Source organism: Chitiniphilus shinanonensis DSM 23277 (assembly GCF_000374805.1).
GTDB lineage: Bacteria > Pseudomonadota > Gammaproteobacteria > Burkholderiales > Chitinibacteraceae > Chitiniphilus > Chitiniphilus shinanonensis.
Map to the genome: position 1 here is coordinate 1 of NZ_KB895359.1, position 16,487 is coordinate 16,487.

Annotated in this window: 10 protein-coding genes and 1 rRNA gene; 7 read left to right on the top strand and 4 right to left on the bottom strand. The window is 67.0% G+C overall.

Translation table 11 applies throughout. From position 1 onward, the window contains the following. Window positions 1-81 precede the first annotated feature (81 nt). The 6 genes from rrf (at window position 82) to C556_RS0117730 (ending at window position 5,533) form a co-directional block, all read left to right on the top strand. Window positions 82-194, top strand: a 5S ribosomal RNA gene (gene rrf / locus C556_RS0117705). Window positions 195-386: 192 nt separating this feature from the next. Beyond that, window positions 387-680 (top strand): hypothetical protein, encoded by a 294-nt coding sequence (locus C556_RS0117710; protein ID WP_018749587.1) that lies wholly within the window; start codon window positions 387-389, stop codon window positions 678-680. A gap of 151 nt (window positions 681-831) precedes the next feature. Next, window positions 832-1,155, top strand: coding sequence for a hypothetical protein (locus C556_RS0117715; RefSeq protein ID WP_018749588.1), 324 nt, complete (start codon window positions 832-834; stop codon window positions 1,153-1,155). A gap of 180 nt (window positions 1,156-1,335) precedes the next feature. After that, the gene (locus C556_RS0117720) at window positions 1,336-3,504 is read left to right on the top strand and encodes a type I secretion system permease/ATPase (RefSeq protein ID WP_051083266.1); all 2,169 of its coding nucleotides are present in this window, start codon (window positions 1,336-1,338) and stop codon (window positions 3,502-3,504) included. Next, on the top strand, window positions 3,504-4,922 hold the full coding sequence (locus C556_RS0117725) for an HlyD family type I secretion periplasmic adaptor subunit (RefSeq protein WP_018749590.1): 1,419 nt from the start codon (window positions 3,504-3,506) through the stop codon (window positions 4,920-4,922). Before C556_RS0117720 ends, C556_RS0117725 begins: the two co-directional genes overlap by 1 nt. Further along, on the top strand, window positions 4,919-5,533 hold the full coding sequence (locus C556_RS0117730) for a response regulator transcription factor (RefSeq protein ID WP_018749591.1): 615 nt from the start codon (window positions 4,919-4,921) through the stop codon (window positions 5,531-5,533). Before C556_RS0117725 ends, C556_RS0117730 begins: the two co-directional genes overlap by 4 nt. 169 nt (window positions 5,534-5,702) lie before the next feature. Here C556_RS0117730 and C556_RS0117735 read toward each other — a convergent pair whose 3' ends face one another. The 3 genes from C556_RS0117735 to C556_RS0117745 all read right to left on the bottom strand — a co-directional run bounded on the left by C556_RS0117735 (window position 5,703) and on the right by C556_RS0117745 (window position 12,182). Beyond that, window positions 5,703-7,292 carry a peptide chain release factor 3 gene (locus C556_RS0117735; RefSeq protein ID WP_018749592.1) on the bottom strand — a complete coding sequence of 530 codons (1,590 nt, stop codon included), beginning with the start codon at window positions 7,290-7,292 and terminating at the stop codon, window positions 5,703-5,705. 83 nt (window positions 7,293-7,375) lie between these two features. Further along, entirely contained in the window at window positions 7,376-10,261 is a 2,886-nt protein-coding gene (locus tag C556_RS21940) for a PAS domain S-box protein (protein WP_018749593.1), read from the bottom strand. A gap of 16 nt (window positions 10,262-10,277) precedes the next feature. Beyond that, window positions 10,278-12,182 (bottom strand): ATP-binding cassette domain-containing protein, encoded by a 1,905-nt coding sequence (locus tag C556_RS0117745; protein WP_018749594.1) that lies wholly within the window; start codon window positions 12,180-12,182, stop codon window positions 10,278-10,280. A 169-nt stretch (window positions 12,183-12,351) separates the two neighbouring features. Between C556_RS0117745 and C556_RS21945 the strand changes: the two genes are divergently transcribed. Then, window positions 12,352-13,779 carry an MltF family protein gene (locus C556_RS21945; RefSeq protein ID WP_018749595.1) on the top strand — a complete coding sequence of 476 codons (1,428 nt, stop codon included), beginning with the start codon at window positions 12,352-12,354 and terminating at the stop codon, window positions 13,777-13,779. Between the two features lie 93 nt (window positions 13,780-13,872). Here the strand turns inward: C556_RS21945 and C556_RS0117755 are convergent, their stop codons facing one another. Beyond that, the gene (locus C556_RS0117755) at window positions 13,873-16,449 is read right to left on the bottom strand and encodes a [protein-PII] uridylyltransferase (protein WP_018749596.1); all 2,577 of its coding nucleotides are present in this window, start codon (window positions 16,447-16,449) and stop codon (window positions 13,873-13,875) included. Between the last annotated feature and the right edge of the window lie 38 nt (window positions 16,450-16,487).

The window sequence follows — 16,487 nt, forward strand, 5'->3', positions numbered from 1 at the left end:
AGCTGACCGCGCCTGAGTAGTATTGCTTCTTCTATCGAATTGCGAGTTGTGACGAAGTACAGTCGTGACTCCAGAGTTACGTCTGGCGACCATAGCGAGTTGGCCCCACGCCTTCCCATCCCGAACAGGACCGTGAAACGACTTAGCGCCGATGATAGTGCGGATTCCCGTGTGAAAGTAGGTCATCGCCAGGCTCTTATGCGAAACCCCCGAGACCCAAAAGGCTCGGGGGTTTTACTTTAGGGGGTTTGGAACAGATCAGCGGTGGGGCAGGGCAATGGTCCGCTGCACTCCGGCCGCTACCGTTCGGCAATGGCAATTGTGCAGGCGGAACGACCACCCGCACCTCCTAAGATGGGCTTCCGCGCTCGAACCGGAGGCTCGCCATGAACGATGACAAGGCGCATCGCGCCATTGCCCATATTCAGTCCATCTCGGGCATCAAGCTCAGCCACGAGCAACTGGATCGATTGCTGGAAGAAGCGTCCCTCTTGCGCGACGCGGTCCGGCGCTGGAATGGCGAGAAAGGCGAAGCTGCCGGAATTGCCGGTGCGCTGGCCCAGACCATGCTCGGCGAACCCTGGCCCACTGAACCGCATGCCGGTCAGGGTGAGTTCGTTGACCGTTTGCAGGATGCCGCCACGCAACGTGGTTACGACATCGTTCCCATCGCCGATTGATCGATTCGACTTCCCCATAGCGTGTTGCAAGAACGGAGCGGGGCAACCCCGGTTCTTGGCGACCGGTGAGTCCCGCGTTCGCTGACCTCAGGGCGTTCCTGCTGTTGCGTGCTAGATTCAAAGGCAATCATGCTTCCAACCGGAGGCTTTCATGCCTTATGTCAAACGCAATGCCGCGGGCCAGCTCGTCGCCCTGTTCGACCAGCCCCAAGCGGACGCCGATGAATTCGTGCCGCATGCCGCGCCGGAGATCCTGGCTTTTCTCGGGCTACCGGGTGGGCGCGAGTCGTTCGATGCGCTCGATGTGGACTTCGTCCGGGTGCTGGAAGATCTGATCGATGTCCTTACCCAGAAGAACATCCTCAAGCTGACCGATCTGCCCGAGCAGGCGCAGGCCAAGTTGCTGGCGCGGCGCAGGCTGCGTGCCGATTTGCGTGCGCCTTCCATCCTGCTGGGCAATGACGACGTGATCTGACCTGACGACGTTGGGCTGCTTCAGCCACGATCCTTACAAGCGGAAACGATCATTCCTTGGATGGCAGTAAAAAAAGCCCACCCATTTTGAGCTTTTTCCGAGGTCATATTTCAGTCGACTGGACGATACTGAGACAACGTTCCGTTATCCCCTGACGCCTGATGCCATTAGGCGACCGCCATGCCGACGCCCACACCCTCAGAACACGAGCACTCCGATTGGAATCTGGGTGGCTCGCGTGCTCATTTCGACCCCTTGCTCGATTGCCTGGTGGAGATCACCCGCATCCATGGGGCACTGTGGACACACGAAGCGCTGTCGGCCGGCCTGCCGCTGTCCAATAACGTGATGACGCCCTCGTTGGTGCCGCGTGCCGCCGCGCGCGCCGGCTACAGCGCGCGCGTGGTGCGACGGGCGCTGAGCGATCTGCCGACCCGGCTGATGCCGATGATCCTGCTGCTGGATAACCGCGAAGCCTGCGTGCTGCTGGAGCACCTGCCGGGCGACCGGCTGCGCGTGCGTTTTCCGGAGGGCGGCGAGGACGGTGAGGAAATGAGCCGCCGCGAGTTGGAAACGCGCTATGCCGGCATCGCCATCTTCGTGCGGCCGCGTTTCCGCTTCGAGGCGCGTGCGCCGGAGCTGGGCAGCATTCGCGGCCGGCACTGGTTCTGGGGCGTGGTATTCGAGAACTGGCGGCTCTACCGCGACACCTTGCTGGCGGCGTTCCTGATCAACGTGTTCGCGCTGGCGTTGCCGTTGTTCACCATGAATGTGTACGACCGGGTGGTGCCCAACCACGCGGTCGAAACCCTGTGGGTGCTGGCGATCGGCGCCATGCTGGTGCTGGGGTTCGACTTCGCGATGCGCACGGTGCGCGGCCATATCATCGACGTGGCGTCCAAGCGGGTCGACATCAAATTGTCGGCGCTGATCATGGAGCGGGTGCTGGGCATCCGCATGGACCAGCGCCCCGCCTCGGTGGGCGCGTTCGCCGCCAACCTGCGCGCCTTCGAGGCCGTGCGCGATTTCATCACCTCCGCCTCCGCCACCACGCTGATCGACCTGCCGTTCGTATTCGTGTTCGTGCTGGTGCTGCTGTGGCTGTCGCCGTGGTTCATCGTCACCCCGCTGATCGGCATGGTGTTGATCGTCAGCTTCACCCTGCTGGCGCAGGACAAGATGCATCAGATGGTGGAACTCACCCAGCGCGCGGCCTCGCAGCGCAACGCCACCCTGGTCGAAAGCATGGTCGGCATCGAGACCATCAAGGCCCTGTGCGCGGAAAGCCGCTTCCAGCGGCGCTGGGAGCAGGCGACCATCTTCCTGGCGCAGGTCGGGGCGCGTCTGCGGCTGCTGTCCACCACCACCGTCAATTTCGCGCTGTTCATCCAGCAACTGGTCAACATCATCACCATCATCGTCGGCGTCTACCTGCTGACCGAGGCCAAGGTCACGCTCGGGGGCATCATCGCCGCCTCGATGTTGACCGGGCGCGCACTGGCGCCGTTCGGCCAGGTGGCGGGGGTGCTGATGCAATACCAGAACGCGCGCACCTCGCTGGCCGGGCTGGAGTCGCAGATGACACTGCCGGTGGAACTGCCCGCGGACAGCAACTTCCTGCATCGCCGCAGCTTCAAGGGCGATATCGAATTCCGCAACGTCAGCTTCGGCTACGACGAACACCAGCAGACGCTCAAGCACGTGTCGTTCCGGCTGCGCGCCGGCGAGCGCGTCGCCATCATCGGCCGCGTCGGTTCGGGCAAATCCACCATCGAGAAGCTGCTGCTCGGCCTCTATCACCCCTCCGATGGCGCGGTGCTGATCGACGGCATCGACACCCGGCAGATCTACCCGGCTGAGCTGCGCCGCGCCGTGGGCTACGTGCCGCAGGATCCGCTGCTGTTCTACGGCACCCTGCGCGACAACATCACCCTGGGCTCGCCGTTCGCCGACGACGCCATGGTGCTGGCCGCCGCGGCGGTTTCCGGCGTCAAGGAGTTCGCCGACGCGCATCCGCGCGGCTTCGAGATGCTGATCGGCGAGCGCGGCGAATCGCTGTCCGGCGGGCAGCGGCAGGCAGTGTGCATCGCCCGCGCGCTGGTCAACGATCCGCCGATGGTGGTGCTGGACGAACCCACCAGTTCGATGGATCACCAGTCCGAGGACAAGCTGAAGAAGCAATTGCGCTCGCTGCTGGTGGGCAAGACGGTGCTGCTGGTCACCCACCGCACCTCGCTGCTCGACCTGGTGGACCGGATGATCGTGCTCGACCGCGGGCAGATCGTCGCCGACGGGCCCAAGGCCCTGGTGATCGAAGCCCTGCAACAAGGGCAGGTGGCACGGGCATGATGAAGATCGAGATCCAGAAGCCGCCCGGCTTCGCCAAACGCATCTGGTGGCGCATCACCGCCTGGAGTTCGGGGCTGTTCGACCGCTACCTGTTCGCCAGCGAGAAGCGCGATCCGGCGGGCGACATCGATTTCGTCAGCGAGGCCGACTGGGCCATCGTCGAGCAGAATCCGCGCGGCGCGCGCATCCTGGTCTGGCTGACCGCGTGCAGCCTGCTGGCGCTATTGCTGTGGGCGTCGCTGGCCAAGGTGGACGAGGTGACGCGCGGCGAGGGCAAGGTGATTCCGTCGTCGCAGGTGCAGATCGTGCAAAGCCTGGATGGCGGCATCGTGCAGAAGATCCTGGTGCGTGAAGGGCAGCAGGTGACCGCCGGCCAATTGCTGCTGCGTATCGACCCGACGCGGTTCGTGTCGTCGCTCAACGAGAACCAGGCCCAGTCGCTGTCGTTGAAGGCCAAGGCCGCGCGCTTGTCAGCGCTGGCCAGCGGCAAGCCGTTCCAGCTGCCGGAAGAGGTGGTCAAGGCCGCGCCCGACCTCGCCTCGCAGGAAGAGTTGCTGTACCGCTCGCGGGTGGCCGAGCTGGATGCGTCGCTGGGCGTGGCACGACAACAGTTGTCCCAGCGCAGCCAGGAAATGAACGAAGTACGCGCCCGGCGCGACCAGGCGGCGCAGAGCCTGGTGCTGACCCAGCGCGAGTTGGATGCGACGCGGCCGCTGCTCAAGAGCGGCGCCGTGTCCGACGTGGACGTGCTGCGGCTGGAGCGCGATGTGGCGCGCTATCGCGGCGAGCGCGATGCCGCCGCGGCGCAACTGCCGCGTATCCAGGCGTCGATCGCCGAGGCCAGCCGCAAGATGCAGGAGGTGGAACTCGCGTTCCGCAACCAGGCCAGCGCCGAGCTTTCCGAAACCATGGGCAAACTTGCCAGCCTGAGCGAAGGGCGTGTCGCCCTGGCCGACCGGGTGAAGCTGTCCGAGGTGCGCTCGCCGGTACGCGGCACCGTCAAGCAATTGCTGGTCAATACCGAGGGTGGCGTGGTGCAGCCCGGCAAGGAGCTGGTGCAGATCGTGCCGACCGACGACGCGCTGCTGCTGGAGGCGCGCATCCTGCCGCGCGATATCGCGTTCCTGCACCCGGGGCAGAAGGCGCTGGTGAAGTTCACCGCCTACGATTTCGCCACCTACGGCGGGCTCGACGCCACGCTGGAGCAGATCTCCGCCGACACCGTGACCGACGAGAAAGGCAACGCCTTCTACCTGGTCAAGGTGCGCACCAAGACCGCGTTCCTCGGCGACGAGAAGCGCCCGATCATTCCCGGGATGGTGGCGGAGGTGGACATTCTCACCGGCAAGAAGACCATCCTGACCTATCTGTTGAAACCTGTGCTGCGCGCCAAGGCCACGGCGCTGACCGAACGATGAACAAGCTGCTACTTCTCTCGCGTGATCTGGCGCTTTGCGCCCACTGGCGCGGCTTTGCCGACGGCCACGACGTAGTGCTGGGCGCCGGCGTCGAGGCCCTCGACGAGCTGCCGCCCGACGGCATGGCCGTCTGCGACCTGGGCCTGCCCGGTCTGCCAGCACTGGACGATCAGCGCTGGCTGCGCTGGACCGCCACCCGCAAGCTGTTGGGCGCCGACGGCGTGCCATCGCAGGAGCGCAACGTCGCCGCGCTGGAGGTCGGTTTCCGGGGCTACGCGCATGCCTATGCCGCGCACGCCGACTGGCGCCACATCCTGGAAACGGTCGAAGCGGGCGGATTCTGGATCGGCCCCGAAGTGATGCAGCGCCTGCTGGGTGCGCTGCACCATGCGCAGCCGGCGCCGCAAGCCACGATGGATTGGCAGGCGCAATTGTCGGAACGGGAACGCGAGGTGGCGCTCCTGGCGGTGCATGGCCTGCCGAACAAGACCATCGCCAGCCAGCTGGGCATCACCGAGCGCACCGTCAAGGCGCATCTGACCGCCATCCTGGGCAAGCTGGGGGTGGCCGATCGGCTGCAACTGGCGCTGCTGGTGCTGGGCGCCCGCTAAGCGCGGCTGACAAAACCCTCCTGGCTGCGGCGCGCGAACCGGTCTGCGTTTCGCCCACCTGCCACGACCGCTGTGTTGGTCGCGCCAAAGCAAATCGGCCTTCCCCGATGGGTGAAGGCCGATGGTTTTCCGGGACATCGATCTGCCCCGATTTGCTGCGTTTGCGACGTTACAGCGTGACCGCGTGCTCGCGGGTGGCGTGGAACACCAGCTTGGGCCAGCGCTCCTGGGTCAGTTCCAGGTTGACGCGGCTGGTCGCCAGATAAGCCAGGCTGTCGGCGGCATCGCGCGCCAGGTTGTTCACCAGCTGCTTTTCGAAATCGGCCAGCATGCGCGCGTCGTCGCAGGTCACCCAGCGCGCGGTGTGGATGGTGGTCGAGTCGAACACGGCTTCCACGCCGTACTCATTGGCCAGCCGGCTGGCGACCACCTCGAATTGCAGCACGCCCACGGCGCCCAGGATCAGGTCGCTGCCGTTGAGCGGCTTGAACACCTGCACCGCGCCTTCCTCGCCCAGCTGCTGCAAGCCTTTCTGCAATTGCTTGATCTTGAGCGGGTTCTTGATGCGCGCGATGCGGAACAGCTCGGGCGCGAAGTAGGGGATGCCGGTGAAGGCCAGCGCTTCGCCGTCGCTGAACGAATCGCCGATCTGGATATTGCCGTGATTGGGCAGGCCGATGATGTCGCCGGCGTAGGCTTCCTCCACCTGCTCGCGGCCCTGGGCCATGAAGGTGACCACCGAGTTGGCGGCGATCTCGCGCCCGAGGCGCAGGTGCTTGAACTTCATGCCGCGCTCGAACCTGCCCGAGCACACGCGCAGGAAGGCGATGCGGTCGCGGTGGCGCGGGTCCATGTTGGCCTGGATCTTGAACACGAAGGCCGAGAATTTCTCTTCGGCCGGATCCACCGCGCGCGCGGTGGCGTCGCGCGCGCCGGGGGCCGGCGCCCAATCGACCAGCGCGTTCAGGATCTCGCGCACGCCGAAGTTGTTGATCGCCGAGCCGAAGAACACCGGCGTCAGCTCGCCGGCCAGGAATTCCTCCAGCACGAACGGGTGCGACGCGCCGCGCACCAGTTCCAGCTCCATGCGGGTCTGCTCGATCTCCAGCGGGAACAGTTCGTCCAGGCGCGGGTTGTCGATGCCATCGATCACTTCCACGTCGTCCAGCGGACCCTGGCCGGCCTTGAACAGCAGCACCTGATCCCGAAGGATGTGGTATACGCCGCGGAAGGTCTTGCCCATGCCCACCGGCCAGGTGATCGGCGCGCAGCGGATCTTGAGGATGCTCTCCACCTCGTCGAGCAATTCCAGCGAATCGCGCACCTCGCGGTCGTACTTGTTCATGAAGGTGACGATGGGCGTGTTGCGCAGGCGGCAGACGTTGAGCAGCTTGATGGTCTGCTCTTCCACGCCCTTGGCGGCGTCGATCACCATCAGCGCCGAATCGACGGCGGTGAGCACGCGGTAGGTGTCTTCCGAGAAGTCCTGGTGACCGGGGGTGTCCAGCAGGTTGACCACGTGTTCGCGGTAGTCGAACTGCATCACGCTGGACGCGACCGAGATGCCGCGCTGCTTTTCGATCTCCATCCAGTCGGAGGTGGCGAACTTGCCGCCCTTCTTGCCCTTGACGGTGCCGGCGAGCTGGATCGCGCCCGAGAAGAACAGCAGCTTTTCGGTCAGCGTGGTCTTGCCGGCGTCGGGGTGGGAGATGATGGCGAAGGTGCGGCGGCGGCCCACTTCGCGGGCGATCTCGGTCATGGTATTGAATGGATTGGGAAAAGGGCGGGATTGTACCCGATTCGCCGCCGTTTTGCGGGGCGCCGTGGCGGACGGCGCGGCGCTCAGCGCCCGTCCGCGGGCAGCAGCAGGGTGAACAACGCGCCGCCTTGCGGGTGCGAGGTGGCGAAGATCTCGCCGCCGTGGTCTTCCATGATCTGGCGGCTGATCGCCAGCCCCAGGCCGGTGCCGCCGCCGGTTTCGCGCATGCGGCTGCTCTGGATGAACTTGTCGAAGATCAGCTCTTCCTCGCCCGGCGGAATGCCGGGGCCGCGGTCGCGCACCGTCAGCCCGACCGCGGGCGTGCCGTCGTGCAGCAGGGCGGTGGCCAGGTAGCGGATTTCGATCGCCCCGTCCACCGGGCTGAACTTGATCGCGTTCGACAGCAGGTTGACCACCACCTGCGTCAGCCGCGCCCGGTCGAACACCGCGTACAGCGCCGGCGTGGCCTCGTCGATGTCCAGGTGCAGGCGGCGGGTCTGCAACAGCGGCGAGATCTCCTGCGTGGCGCCCAGTACCGTCTGTTGCAGGTGGCTGCGGGTCTTGTCGTAGGTCATGCGGTTGGCTTCCAGCCGCGACATGTCGAGCAGATCGTTCAGCAGCACCAGCAGGCGGTTGCCGCTGGAGTGGATGCGCTCGAAGTAGCGCGCCAGGTTGTTCGGCTCGGTGCGCCCCACCTTGGATTGCCCCATCTCGGAGAACGACAGGATGGCGTGCATCGGCGTCCGCAGTTCGTGCGACATATTGGCCAGGAACGCCGACTTGGCGACGTTGGCGGCTTCGGCCGCCTCCTTGGCTTCCACCAGGTTCTTCTCGATCTCCTTCAGGTAGGAGATGTTGGTCAGGAAGGCGAAGGCGTATTCCAGCCTGCGGTTGTCGTCGTGGATCGCCGCGGAGTTGACCAGGAACGGCATCGGCTGGCCGTCGAGCGTGCGCAGCGTCACTTCCTCGATGTGGTTGCGCGTGGTGTCGCGGTCGGCCAGGTCGGCGGGGAAGATCTGCTCGGCGGCCTCGCCCCACAGCAGCGTCGCCTGCTGGCCGATCAATTCCTCGCGGCGATAGCCCAGCAGCAGGCAGAACGCCTGGTTCACGTCGACGATGTGGCGCGCCTCGTCGATCAGGATGTAGCCGTCGGCGGTGGTGTCGATGATGGTGCGCTTCAGCCGTTCGGACTGGCGCAGCGCCTGTGCGGCGATGCGCTGCGAGGTGACGTCCTCGATCACGCAGATCACGCCCTTGCTCACGTCGCCGGGTACCAGCGCCTTGGCGTAGACCATGGCCCAGAAGCTGGAGTGGTCGCGTCGGTACAGCTCCATCTCGCCACGGAACACGCCGCCCGCCGACACGCGGGTCCACACCGTCTGCATGATCTCCTCGAAGCGGCTGGGCGAGGCGAACAGGGCGTGGGTGGGCAGGCCGATGATTTCGCTGCCTTCATAGCCGAACAGCGTTTCGAACACCGGGTTCACCAGGCGCACCGAGTTCTTCACCGACAGCATGATCGCCAGCGGGCTGGCGTCGAGCACGGTACGGATCTCGGCGGTGCGTTCCAGCACCAGATCCTGCAGGTGGTCGCGGTGACGGCGCAGTTCGCGTTCGGTGTTCTGCTGCTCGGTGATGTCGCGCACGGTGCAGCAGGCGTAGGCGTCGGTGTTGAATTCGATATGGCTGAAGGTGATTTCCACCGGCAGCAGGTGTCCGCCGTGGTCGCGCAGGTGGGTGTTGAGGATCATGCGCTTGTCGATGTGCAGCCGCGCCCAGATTTCCTCCCACTGCGCCTGGCCCATGTCGGGGAACAGGTCGGTCAGGCGCGACGCCAGCAGCTCGTCGTTGGCCAGCCCGGTGTTGCGTTCCGCCGCATGGTTGGCGTAGCGCAGGTAGGACAGGTGGTCGGCCCACAGCACCACGTCGGGCGACTGGTCGACCGTGAACTGGGTGAGATAGAGCCGGGATTCGATCTCCTCCACGTGCCGCAACTGGCGCAGCAACAGGTAGAGCAGCACCGTCACCACCAGGATCAGCCCGACCGCGGCGATCGAGCGCGTCAGCAGGTCGCCGCGGAACTTGGCCAGCGCGCTGCCCAGGTCGATCGACACCCGCACGATCAGCGGCAGATCGCTGGTACTGGTGTGGAACACCACCAGCCGCTCGTTGCGGCCGCTGGCGTCCAGCTCGCGGTAGGCCGAGGCGTGGCGCAGCCGGCGCGCCTCGAATTCCAGCGGCGCGCTTTCGCGCATGTTGCGGCCCAGCTCGGCCGGCTGGAACGGGAAGTTCAGCAGCACCATGCCGTCGGCGCGCATCAGTTCGATGCGGGTGGAAGGAGGCAGCTTGAGCGACTGATAGAAGCGCAGGAAGTACTCGGGTTCGACGCCGGCCAGCACCACGCCGCCGAAGCTGCCGTCGGGGCGGTTGATGCGGCGGGTGACCGGGATCAGCCACAGGTTGTCGGTACGGCTGATCACCGGGCGATCCATGCGCAGGCGCAGGTCGTCGAAGGTGCGGTGGTAGACGAAGTAGTCGCGGTCGGCCAGGTTGACGCGCCGCACCGGGTATTCCAGGCCGTGCGCGCGGATGTAGCCCTGGTCGTCGATGGTGATCAGGCCGCGCGTCTGCGGGGTGAGCTGCGTCTTGTCGCGCAGCAGGATGTGCATCATGTATTCCTCGGCCCGGTCCACCCCGCCCAGGCCGTTCAGGCTTTCCACGATGTTCTGCATGCCCTGTTCGACCGAGATGAAGGTGCGGGTCGCGTGCTCGTCCAGCGAGCGCGCCAGCGACAGCTGCTGCCGTTCCAGGCCGTCCATGGTCTCGCGGTAGTCGCGCATCGTCATCCAGGCGAGGCTGGCGGCCACCGCCACCAACAGGATGCAATAGAACACGATCAGCCCGGTGCGCAGCGGTCTGAGCGACGGCTGCGGCGTGGCGGAAGGGCGAAGGCGGAACAGCCGGTTCATCGGGCGCTTGCGTCGCCTAGCGGCGCGCCTCCAGGGCTTCCCAGCGCTCCAGCTTGTCGAGCAGCTCGGCTTCGATGGTGTCGATGCGCGCCTGCATCTCCTTGGCCTTCAGCGGGGCGCTGCGGTACAGCTCGGGGTCGAGCAGGCCCTGTTGCAGCGCCGCCTGTTCGGTTTCCAGCGCCTCGATCTCGCCGGGCAGGCGCTCCAGTTCGCGTTGTTCGTTGAAGCTCAGTTTCTGCGAGCGCGGCTTGGCGCGCTCGGCGGGCTTGGCGGCCGGCTCGGCCTTTTTTGCGATGGCCGCGCGGCTGGCTTCGGCGCGGGCGCGCGCCGCCTGGTAGTCGCTGTAGCCGCCGGCGTTCTCCATCAGCACGCCGTCGCCCTCGAAGGCGATGGTCTGGGTGACCACGTTGTCGAGGAAGGCGCGGTCGTGGCTCACCAGGAACACCGTGCCGGGGTAGTCGGCCAGCAGTTGCTCCAGCAGGTCGAGCGTGTCGATGTCCAGGTCGTTGGTGGGTTCGTCCAGCACCAGCACATTGGCAGGGCGGGTGAACAGCATGGCGAGCAGCAGGCGGTTGCGCTCGCCGCCCGACAACGACTTCACCGGGCTGCGTGCGCGCTCCGGCGCGAACAGGAATTCCTCCAGGTAGCCCATCACGTGCTTGCGCGCGCCGCCGATCTCGACGTAATCCTTGCCCTGGCCGATCACGTCGACGATGGCGGCCTCTTCGTCGAGCTGGGTGCGGAACTGGTCGAAATACGCCACCTGCAGGTTGGTGCCGCGCTTGACGACACCGCTGTCCGGCTCGATCTCGCCCAGGATCAGCTTGAGCAGGGTGGTCTTGCCGGCGCCGTTGGGGCCGATCAGGCCGATGCGGTCGCCGCGCATCAGCCGGGTGGTGAAATCGCGCATGATCACCTTGTCGCGGCCGGCGGCATCGCGGAATACCTTGCTGGCGTGCTCGAACTCGGCCACCAGCTTGCCGGAGCGCTCGCCGGCGTCAAGCTGGAAGCTGACGTTGCCGACCCGGTCGCGCCGCGCCGCGCGTTCGCGCCGCAGCGCCTCCAGCCGGCGCACGCGGCCTTCGTTACGGGTGCGGCGTGCCTCGATGCCCTTGCGGATCCACACTTCCTCCTGCGCCAGCACCTTGTCGAACTTGCGGTTGACGGTCTCCTCCTGCGCCAGCAGGTCGGCCTTGCGCGTCTCGTAGGTGCTGAAGTTGCCGGGGAAGCTGGTCAGCCGGCCACGGTCGAGTTCGACGATGCGGGTGGCCACGTTGTCGAGGAAGCGCCGGTCGTGGGTGACGAACAGCACGCTGCCGGCGAAATTGTTGAGCAGGCCCTCCAGCCATTCGATGGCGGACACGTCCAGATGGTTGGTCGGCTCGTCCAGCAGCAGCAACTGCGGCTGGGCCACCAGCGCGCGCGCCAGCGCCACGCGCTTTTTCCAGCCGCCGGACAGCTCGTCCACCTTCAGCTCGGGCGCCAGCCCGAGGTGCGACAGCGTGGTGGCGATCAGGGCGTCGAACTTCCAGCCGTCGCGCGCTTCCAGCGCGTGTTGCAGCTCGTTGAGGCGCGCCATCGCCGCTTCGCTGCCGTCCTGATGCAGCGCCACGTGGTGGTAGTCGGTCAGCAATTGGCGCAACTCGCCCAGGCCGTCGGCCACCGCTTCGAACACCGTCGCGCCGGGCGCGAACTGTGGTTCCTGCGCCACGAATGCCACCTGGGCATCCTGCGCCAGGCGGATCTCGCCGTCGTCCAGCCGCACCACACCGGCGATGGCCTTGAGCAGCGACGACTTGCCCTGGCCGTTGCGCCCGATCAGCCCGACGCGCTCGCCCGGCTCCACCACCAGGTTGGCGTGGTCCAGCAGCGGCCAGTGGCCAAAGGCGAGGGAGGCTTGTTCGACGAGCAGCAGGGGCATGGCGGGGACGGCAATAGGGTGGCGGAGTCGGGCGATTATACCTATCGGCGGGTGTCGCAGTCCGGCCCACGGGCGAATCGACGCAGGTTGCGCATCCTGCGCAGGCAAATAGTTCACCCTGTCGGGCGGGAAGGGGACGTTGCCGGGGTTTTGTGGCTAGAATCGGCGGATGCGCACGATCTATTCCATATGCATGGCGGGCTGCCTGCTGCTGGCGCTGGCGACCTCCGTCCAGGCCGCCAGGCCCAAGGTGGCCACCGCCGATGGCGAGCACCCGCAACTCGACGCGCCCACCGAGCTGGCCGACAGCGACTACGATCCGGCCAACCCGCCGCGGCGCCTGCGGGTGCTGGTCGCCAAGGGCGCGAGCACTTTCTTCTTCCGCAACGGCGCGCCGCATGGGGTGGAGCACGCCATGCTCTACCAGCTCGAACTGTTCCTCAACCGCAACCGCCCCGCCAGCCGCGCGCCGACGCGCGTGCTGTACGTGCCGGTGGAGCCGGGCGAGCTGATCCCGGCGCTGATGGAAGGACGCGGCGACGTGGCCGCAGGCCTGATGCCGGTGATTCCCGGCGTCGGCCAGTTGGTGGAGTACACCGAGCCTTACCTCAGCGACAGGTGGTGCCTGGTGCGCCATCGCAGCCGCCCCGCGCTGCCCGGGCTGGACGCGCTGGGCGATACCCCACTGACGCTGCCCAAGGCCAGCTTCGCGCGGCGGGTCGCCGCCGGCGAGCCCGGCCTGCGCATCATGGACGCGGCGGAGGGCGCCAGTACCGAGAGCCTGCTGGTGTCGATCAACGGCGGCAGCGACGCGGTGACGCTCGCCAGCGAATACGTGTTCAAGCTATGGCAGAAACGCCTGCCCAACCTGCGCCAGGACGGCTGTATCGACGGCCCCGTGGCGGTGTCGTGGGCGGTGGCGCCGCACCACCCGCAACTGCTGGCCGAACTGAACCGCTTCGTCGCCGCCAAGGGCGGCAAGCTGGCGACGCAGGCCGCCGCGCAGACCCAGCGCTTCCTGCCCGCCGACGGCCGCGCCGACCTGCCGGAAAGCCCGTCGTCCGGCCTCGACCGGCTGGCGGTGCTGGCGCCGGTGTTCCAGGTGGTGGCTGCCGCCAACGACATGGATTGGCTGCTGCTGGCCGCCATCGGCCAGCGCGAATCCAAGCTCAACGCGGTCACCCGGCAGAACGGCCCCACCGGCATCATGCAGGTGAACCCGAGCACCGCGCGCAAGATGGGGGTCAAGGATCCGCACGGCACCGAGGGCAACATCACCGCCGCGGCGCGCTATCTGGCCTATCTGCGCAAGATGTTCACCCGCAGCGAGATCGCCGAGGACGATCAGCTCTATTTCATGCTGGCCGCCTACAACGCCGGCGAGGGCCGGGTGCAGCAGATGCGGCGGCAGGCCGCCAAGGAAGGGCTGGACCCGAACCGCTGGGGCGGCAACGTGGAGGTCGTGGCACGGCGCATGGTCGGGCAGCGCCTGCTGGACTACGTGTCGTCGGTGAATCGCTTCTACCTGGCCTATCAGGCGTCCGAGCGCGACGGCGCGCCCAAGTCCAGGGCGGCCAGCATCGCCGAGCGCGACTGATACGGCGCATCGCAACGGAATGAAACAGGGAGTGCCGCGGCACTCCCTTCGTTTTTCAGCCCGACCGCCGCGCGGTGGCCGCGGCGTCGGCGCTCAGGTCGCCACCGCCTGCAACAGCGCGCCTTCCAGTTGCAGCGCCGCCTGTTCATCTTCCAGCAGCGTGCCGCTGACCAGGAAGTTGTCCTCGGCGCGTTCGCCCAGCGTCATGATCTTGGCCGAATGGATGTCGATGTGATGGGCGGCCAGCACCCGCGCGATGCTCGACAGCAGGCCGGTGCGGTCGCCCGCGGTGATCGACAGCACGTGGCGGCCGCGCTCGTCGGCACGGATCAGCACGTGCGGCGTCACCGGGAAGTGCCGCTGCTGGCGCGAGATGCGCGCCTTGGTCGGCGGCGGCAGCGGCCCGCCCTGGGCGATGGCGGCGGCGAGTTCGTATTCGACGAAGTTGGTCAGGTCGCGGTAGTTGTCCACCCGCTCGCCGGGGATGTAGACGTAGAAGCTGTCCAGCGCGTAGCCGTGGCGCGTCGAGTGCAGGTGCGCGTCGAAGATGGTGTAGCCGGCGCGCTCGAAGAAGCCGCAGATACGCGCGAACAGGTCGGGCACGTCGCGGGCGTATACCAGCACCTGCAAGCCCTCGCCCGATTCGGACAATTTGGCGCGCACCACCGGCTGCGCGGTATCGACCCGGCCGTAGAGCTGGCGGGTGTGCCAGGCGATCTCGCGCGCTTCGTGGCGCAGGAAGTACACGGTGTCGAACTGCTGCCACAGCGCCTCGTGCGCGTCCGGACGCAGGCCGTACAGCCGCAGCAGGCGCAGCGCTTCTTCCTTGCGTTCCTCCAGCCAGGAACGGGTATCGACGTTCTGTTCGCGCAGCGAGCGCAAGGTGGCGTGGTACAGGTCCTCGAGGAGCTTGGCCTTCCAGGCGTTCCACACCTTGGGACTGGTGCCGCGGATGTCGGCCACGGTCAGCAGGTAGAGCGCGGCCAGCCGGCGCGCGTCGCCCACCATGGTGGCGAACTCCACCACCACGTCCGGGTCGTACACGTCCTGCTTCTGCGCCACGTGCGACATGGTGAGATGGCGCGCCACCAGCCAGGGCACCAGCGCCATGTCGTCCGGGTGCAGCGGGTGGCTGGCGCAGAAGCGCGCGGCGATCTCGGCGCCCAGTTTGGAATGGTCGCCGCCGCGCCCCTTGCCGATGTCGTGGAACAGCGCGGCCAGGTACAGCGCCTCGGGGCGCTCGAATTCCTCGATCAGCCGCGAGCACAGCGGGTATTCGTGGGTGAAGGCGGGCACGGCGAAGCGGCGCAGGTTGCGCAGCACCATCAGCGTGTGCTCGTCCACGGTGTAGACGTGGAACAGGTCGTGCTGCATGCGTCCGACCACGTGGCCGAAGTCGGGGATATAGCGCCCCAGCACGCCGTACTGGTTCATCCGCCGCAGCGCGCGGGTCAGGCCGCGCGGTTCGCGGAACATCTGGATGAACAGTTCGCGGTTGTGCGGATCGGTACGGAAGCGCTCGTCGATCAGCGGCCGCGCATGCCACAGCGCGCGCAGCGTTTCCGGCGCGATGTCGGTGATGGCGCGTTCGCGCTCGGTGAGCAGGAACAGCTCCAGGATCGCCGACGGCTCGCGCTGGAAGGTGTCGGGCGCGGCGATCTCCAGTACGCCGCCGCGCAGGTTGAAGCGCGGGTTCAGCGCCACCAGCTCGCTGCCGACCTGCGAATAGATGCGTGCGCGCAGCGCCTGCACCAGCAGCGGCACCAGCTGGCTGACGACGCGGGCGGCGCGGTAGTAGTGCGCCATCAGTTGTTCGCTGGCGCGGTTGAAGTGGTCGTCGATGAAGCCGAAGTCGGCGGCGAGGCGGTTCTGGTAATCGAACAGGATGCGATCTTCGCGGCGGCGCGCCAGCCGGTGCAACTGGATGCGCATGGTGCGCAGCACCCGCTCGGCGCGGCGCAGCTTGAGGCTTTCCTCGCCGGTGAGCATGCCCTCGGCCGCCAGCGCGCGCCAGTCGTGGCCCAGGCGCAGCGCGGCGGCGATCCAGCCGACCAGGTGCAGGTCGCGCAGGCCGCCGGGGGCTTCCTTGATATGCGGTTCCAGCTTGTAGGTGGCGTTCTGGAAGCGGCCGTAGCGCGCCTGCTGTTCCAGCAGCTTGGCCTCGAAGAAATCCTTGGGGTCGATGTGCTGGAACACCGCGGCCTGGAACCCGGCGAAGCGCTCGGCGTCGCCGGCGAGGCGCCGCGCCTCGATCAGTGCGGTCTGCACCGTGATGTCGCGGGCCTCGGCCAGGCATTCGGCGATGGTGCGCACCGCGTGCCCGACCTCCAGCCCGATGTCCCACAATTCGCCGATCAGTCCTTCCAGTTCGGCGAGCAGCGCCGGCGGCGCGTCGTCGGGCAGCAGGATCAGCAGGTCGATGTCGGAATACGGGTACAACTCGCCCCGGCCGTAGCCGCCGACGGCGACCAGCAGGGTGTCGTGCGGGAAAGCGTGGCGCGCCCACAGCGCTTGCAGGGTGCGGTCGGTCAGCCGCGCCAGGCGCCGCAGCAGCGGGGCGGACAGGCGCGGGTTGGCACAGTTGTCCAGCAATTGCTGCTTGGCGTCGGCGTAGGCGATGCGCAGCGCGGCGAGCGAGCCGGGTTCGGCGGTGGCGGGCGAGGTGGGCATCGGGGTTCCTGGGGCGGCGGTCCGCCAAAGCGGAAGGG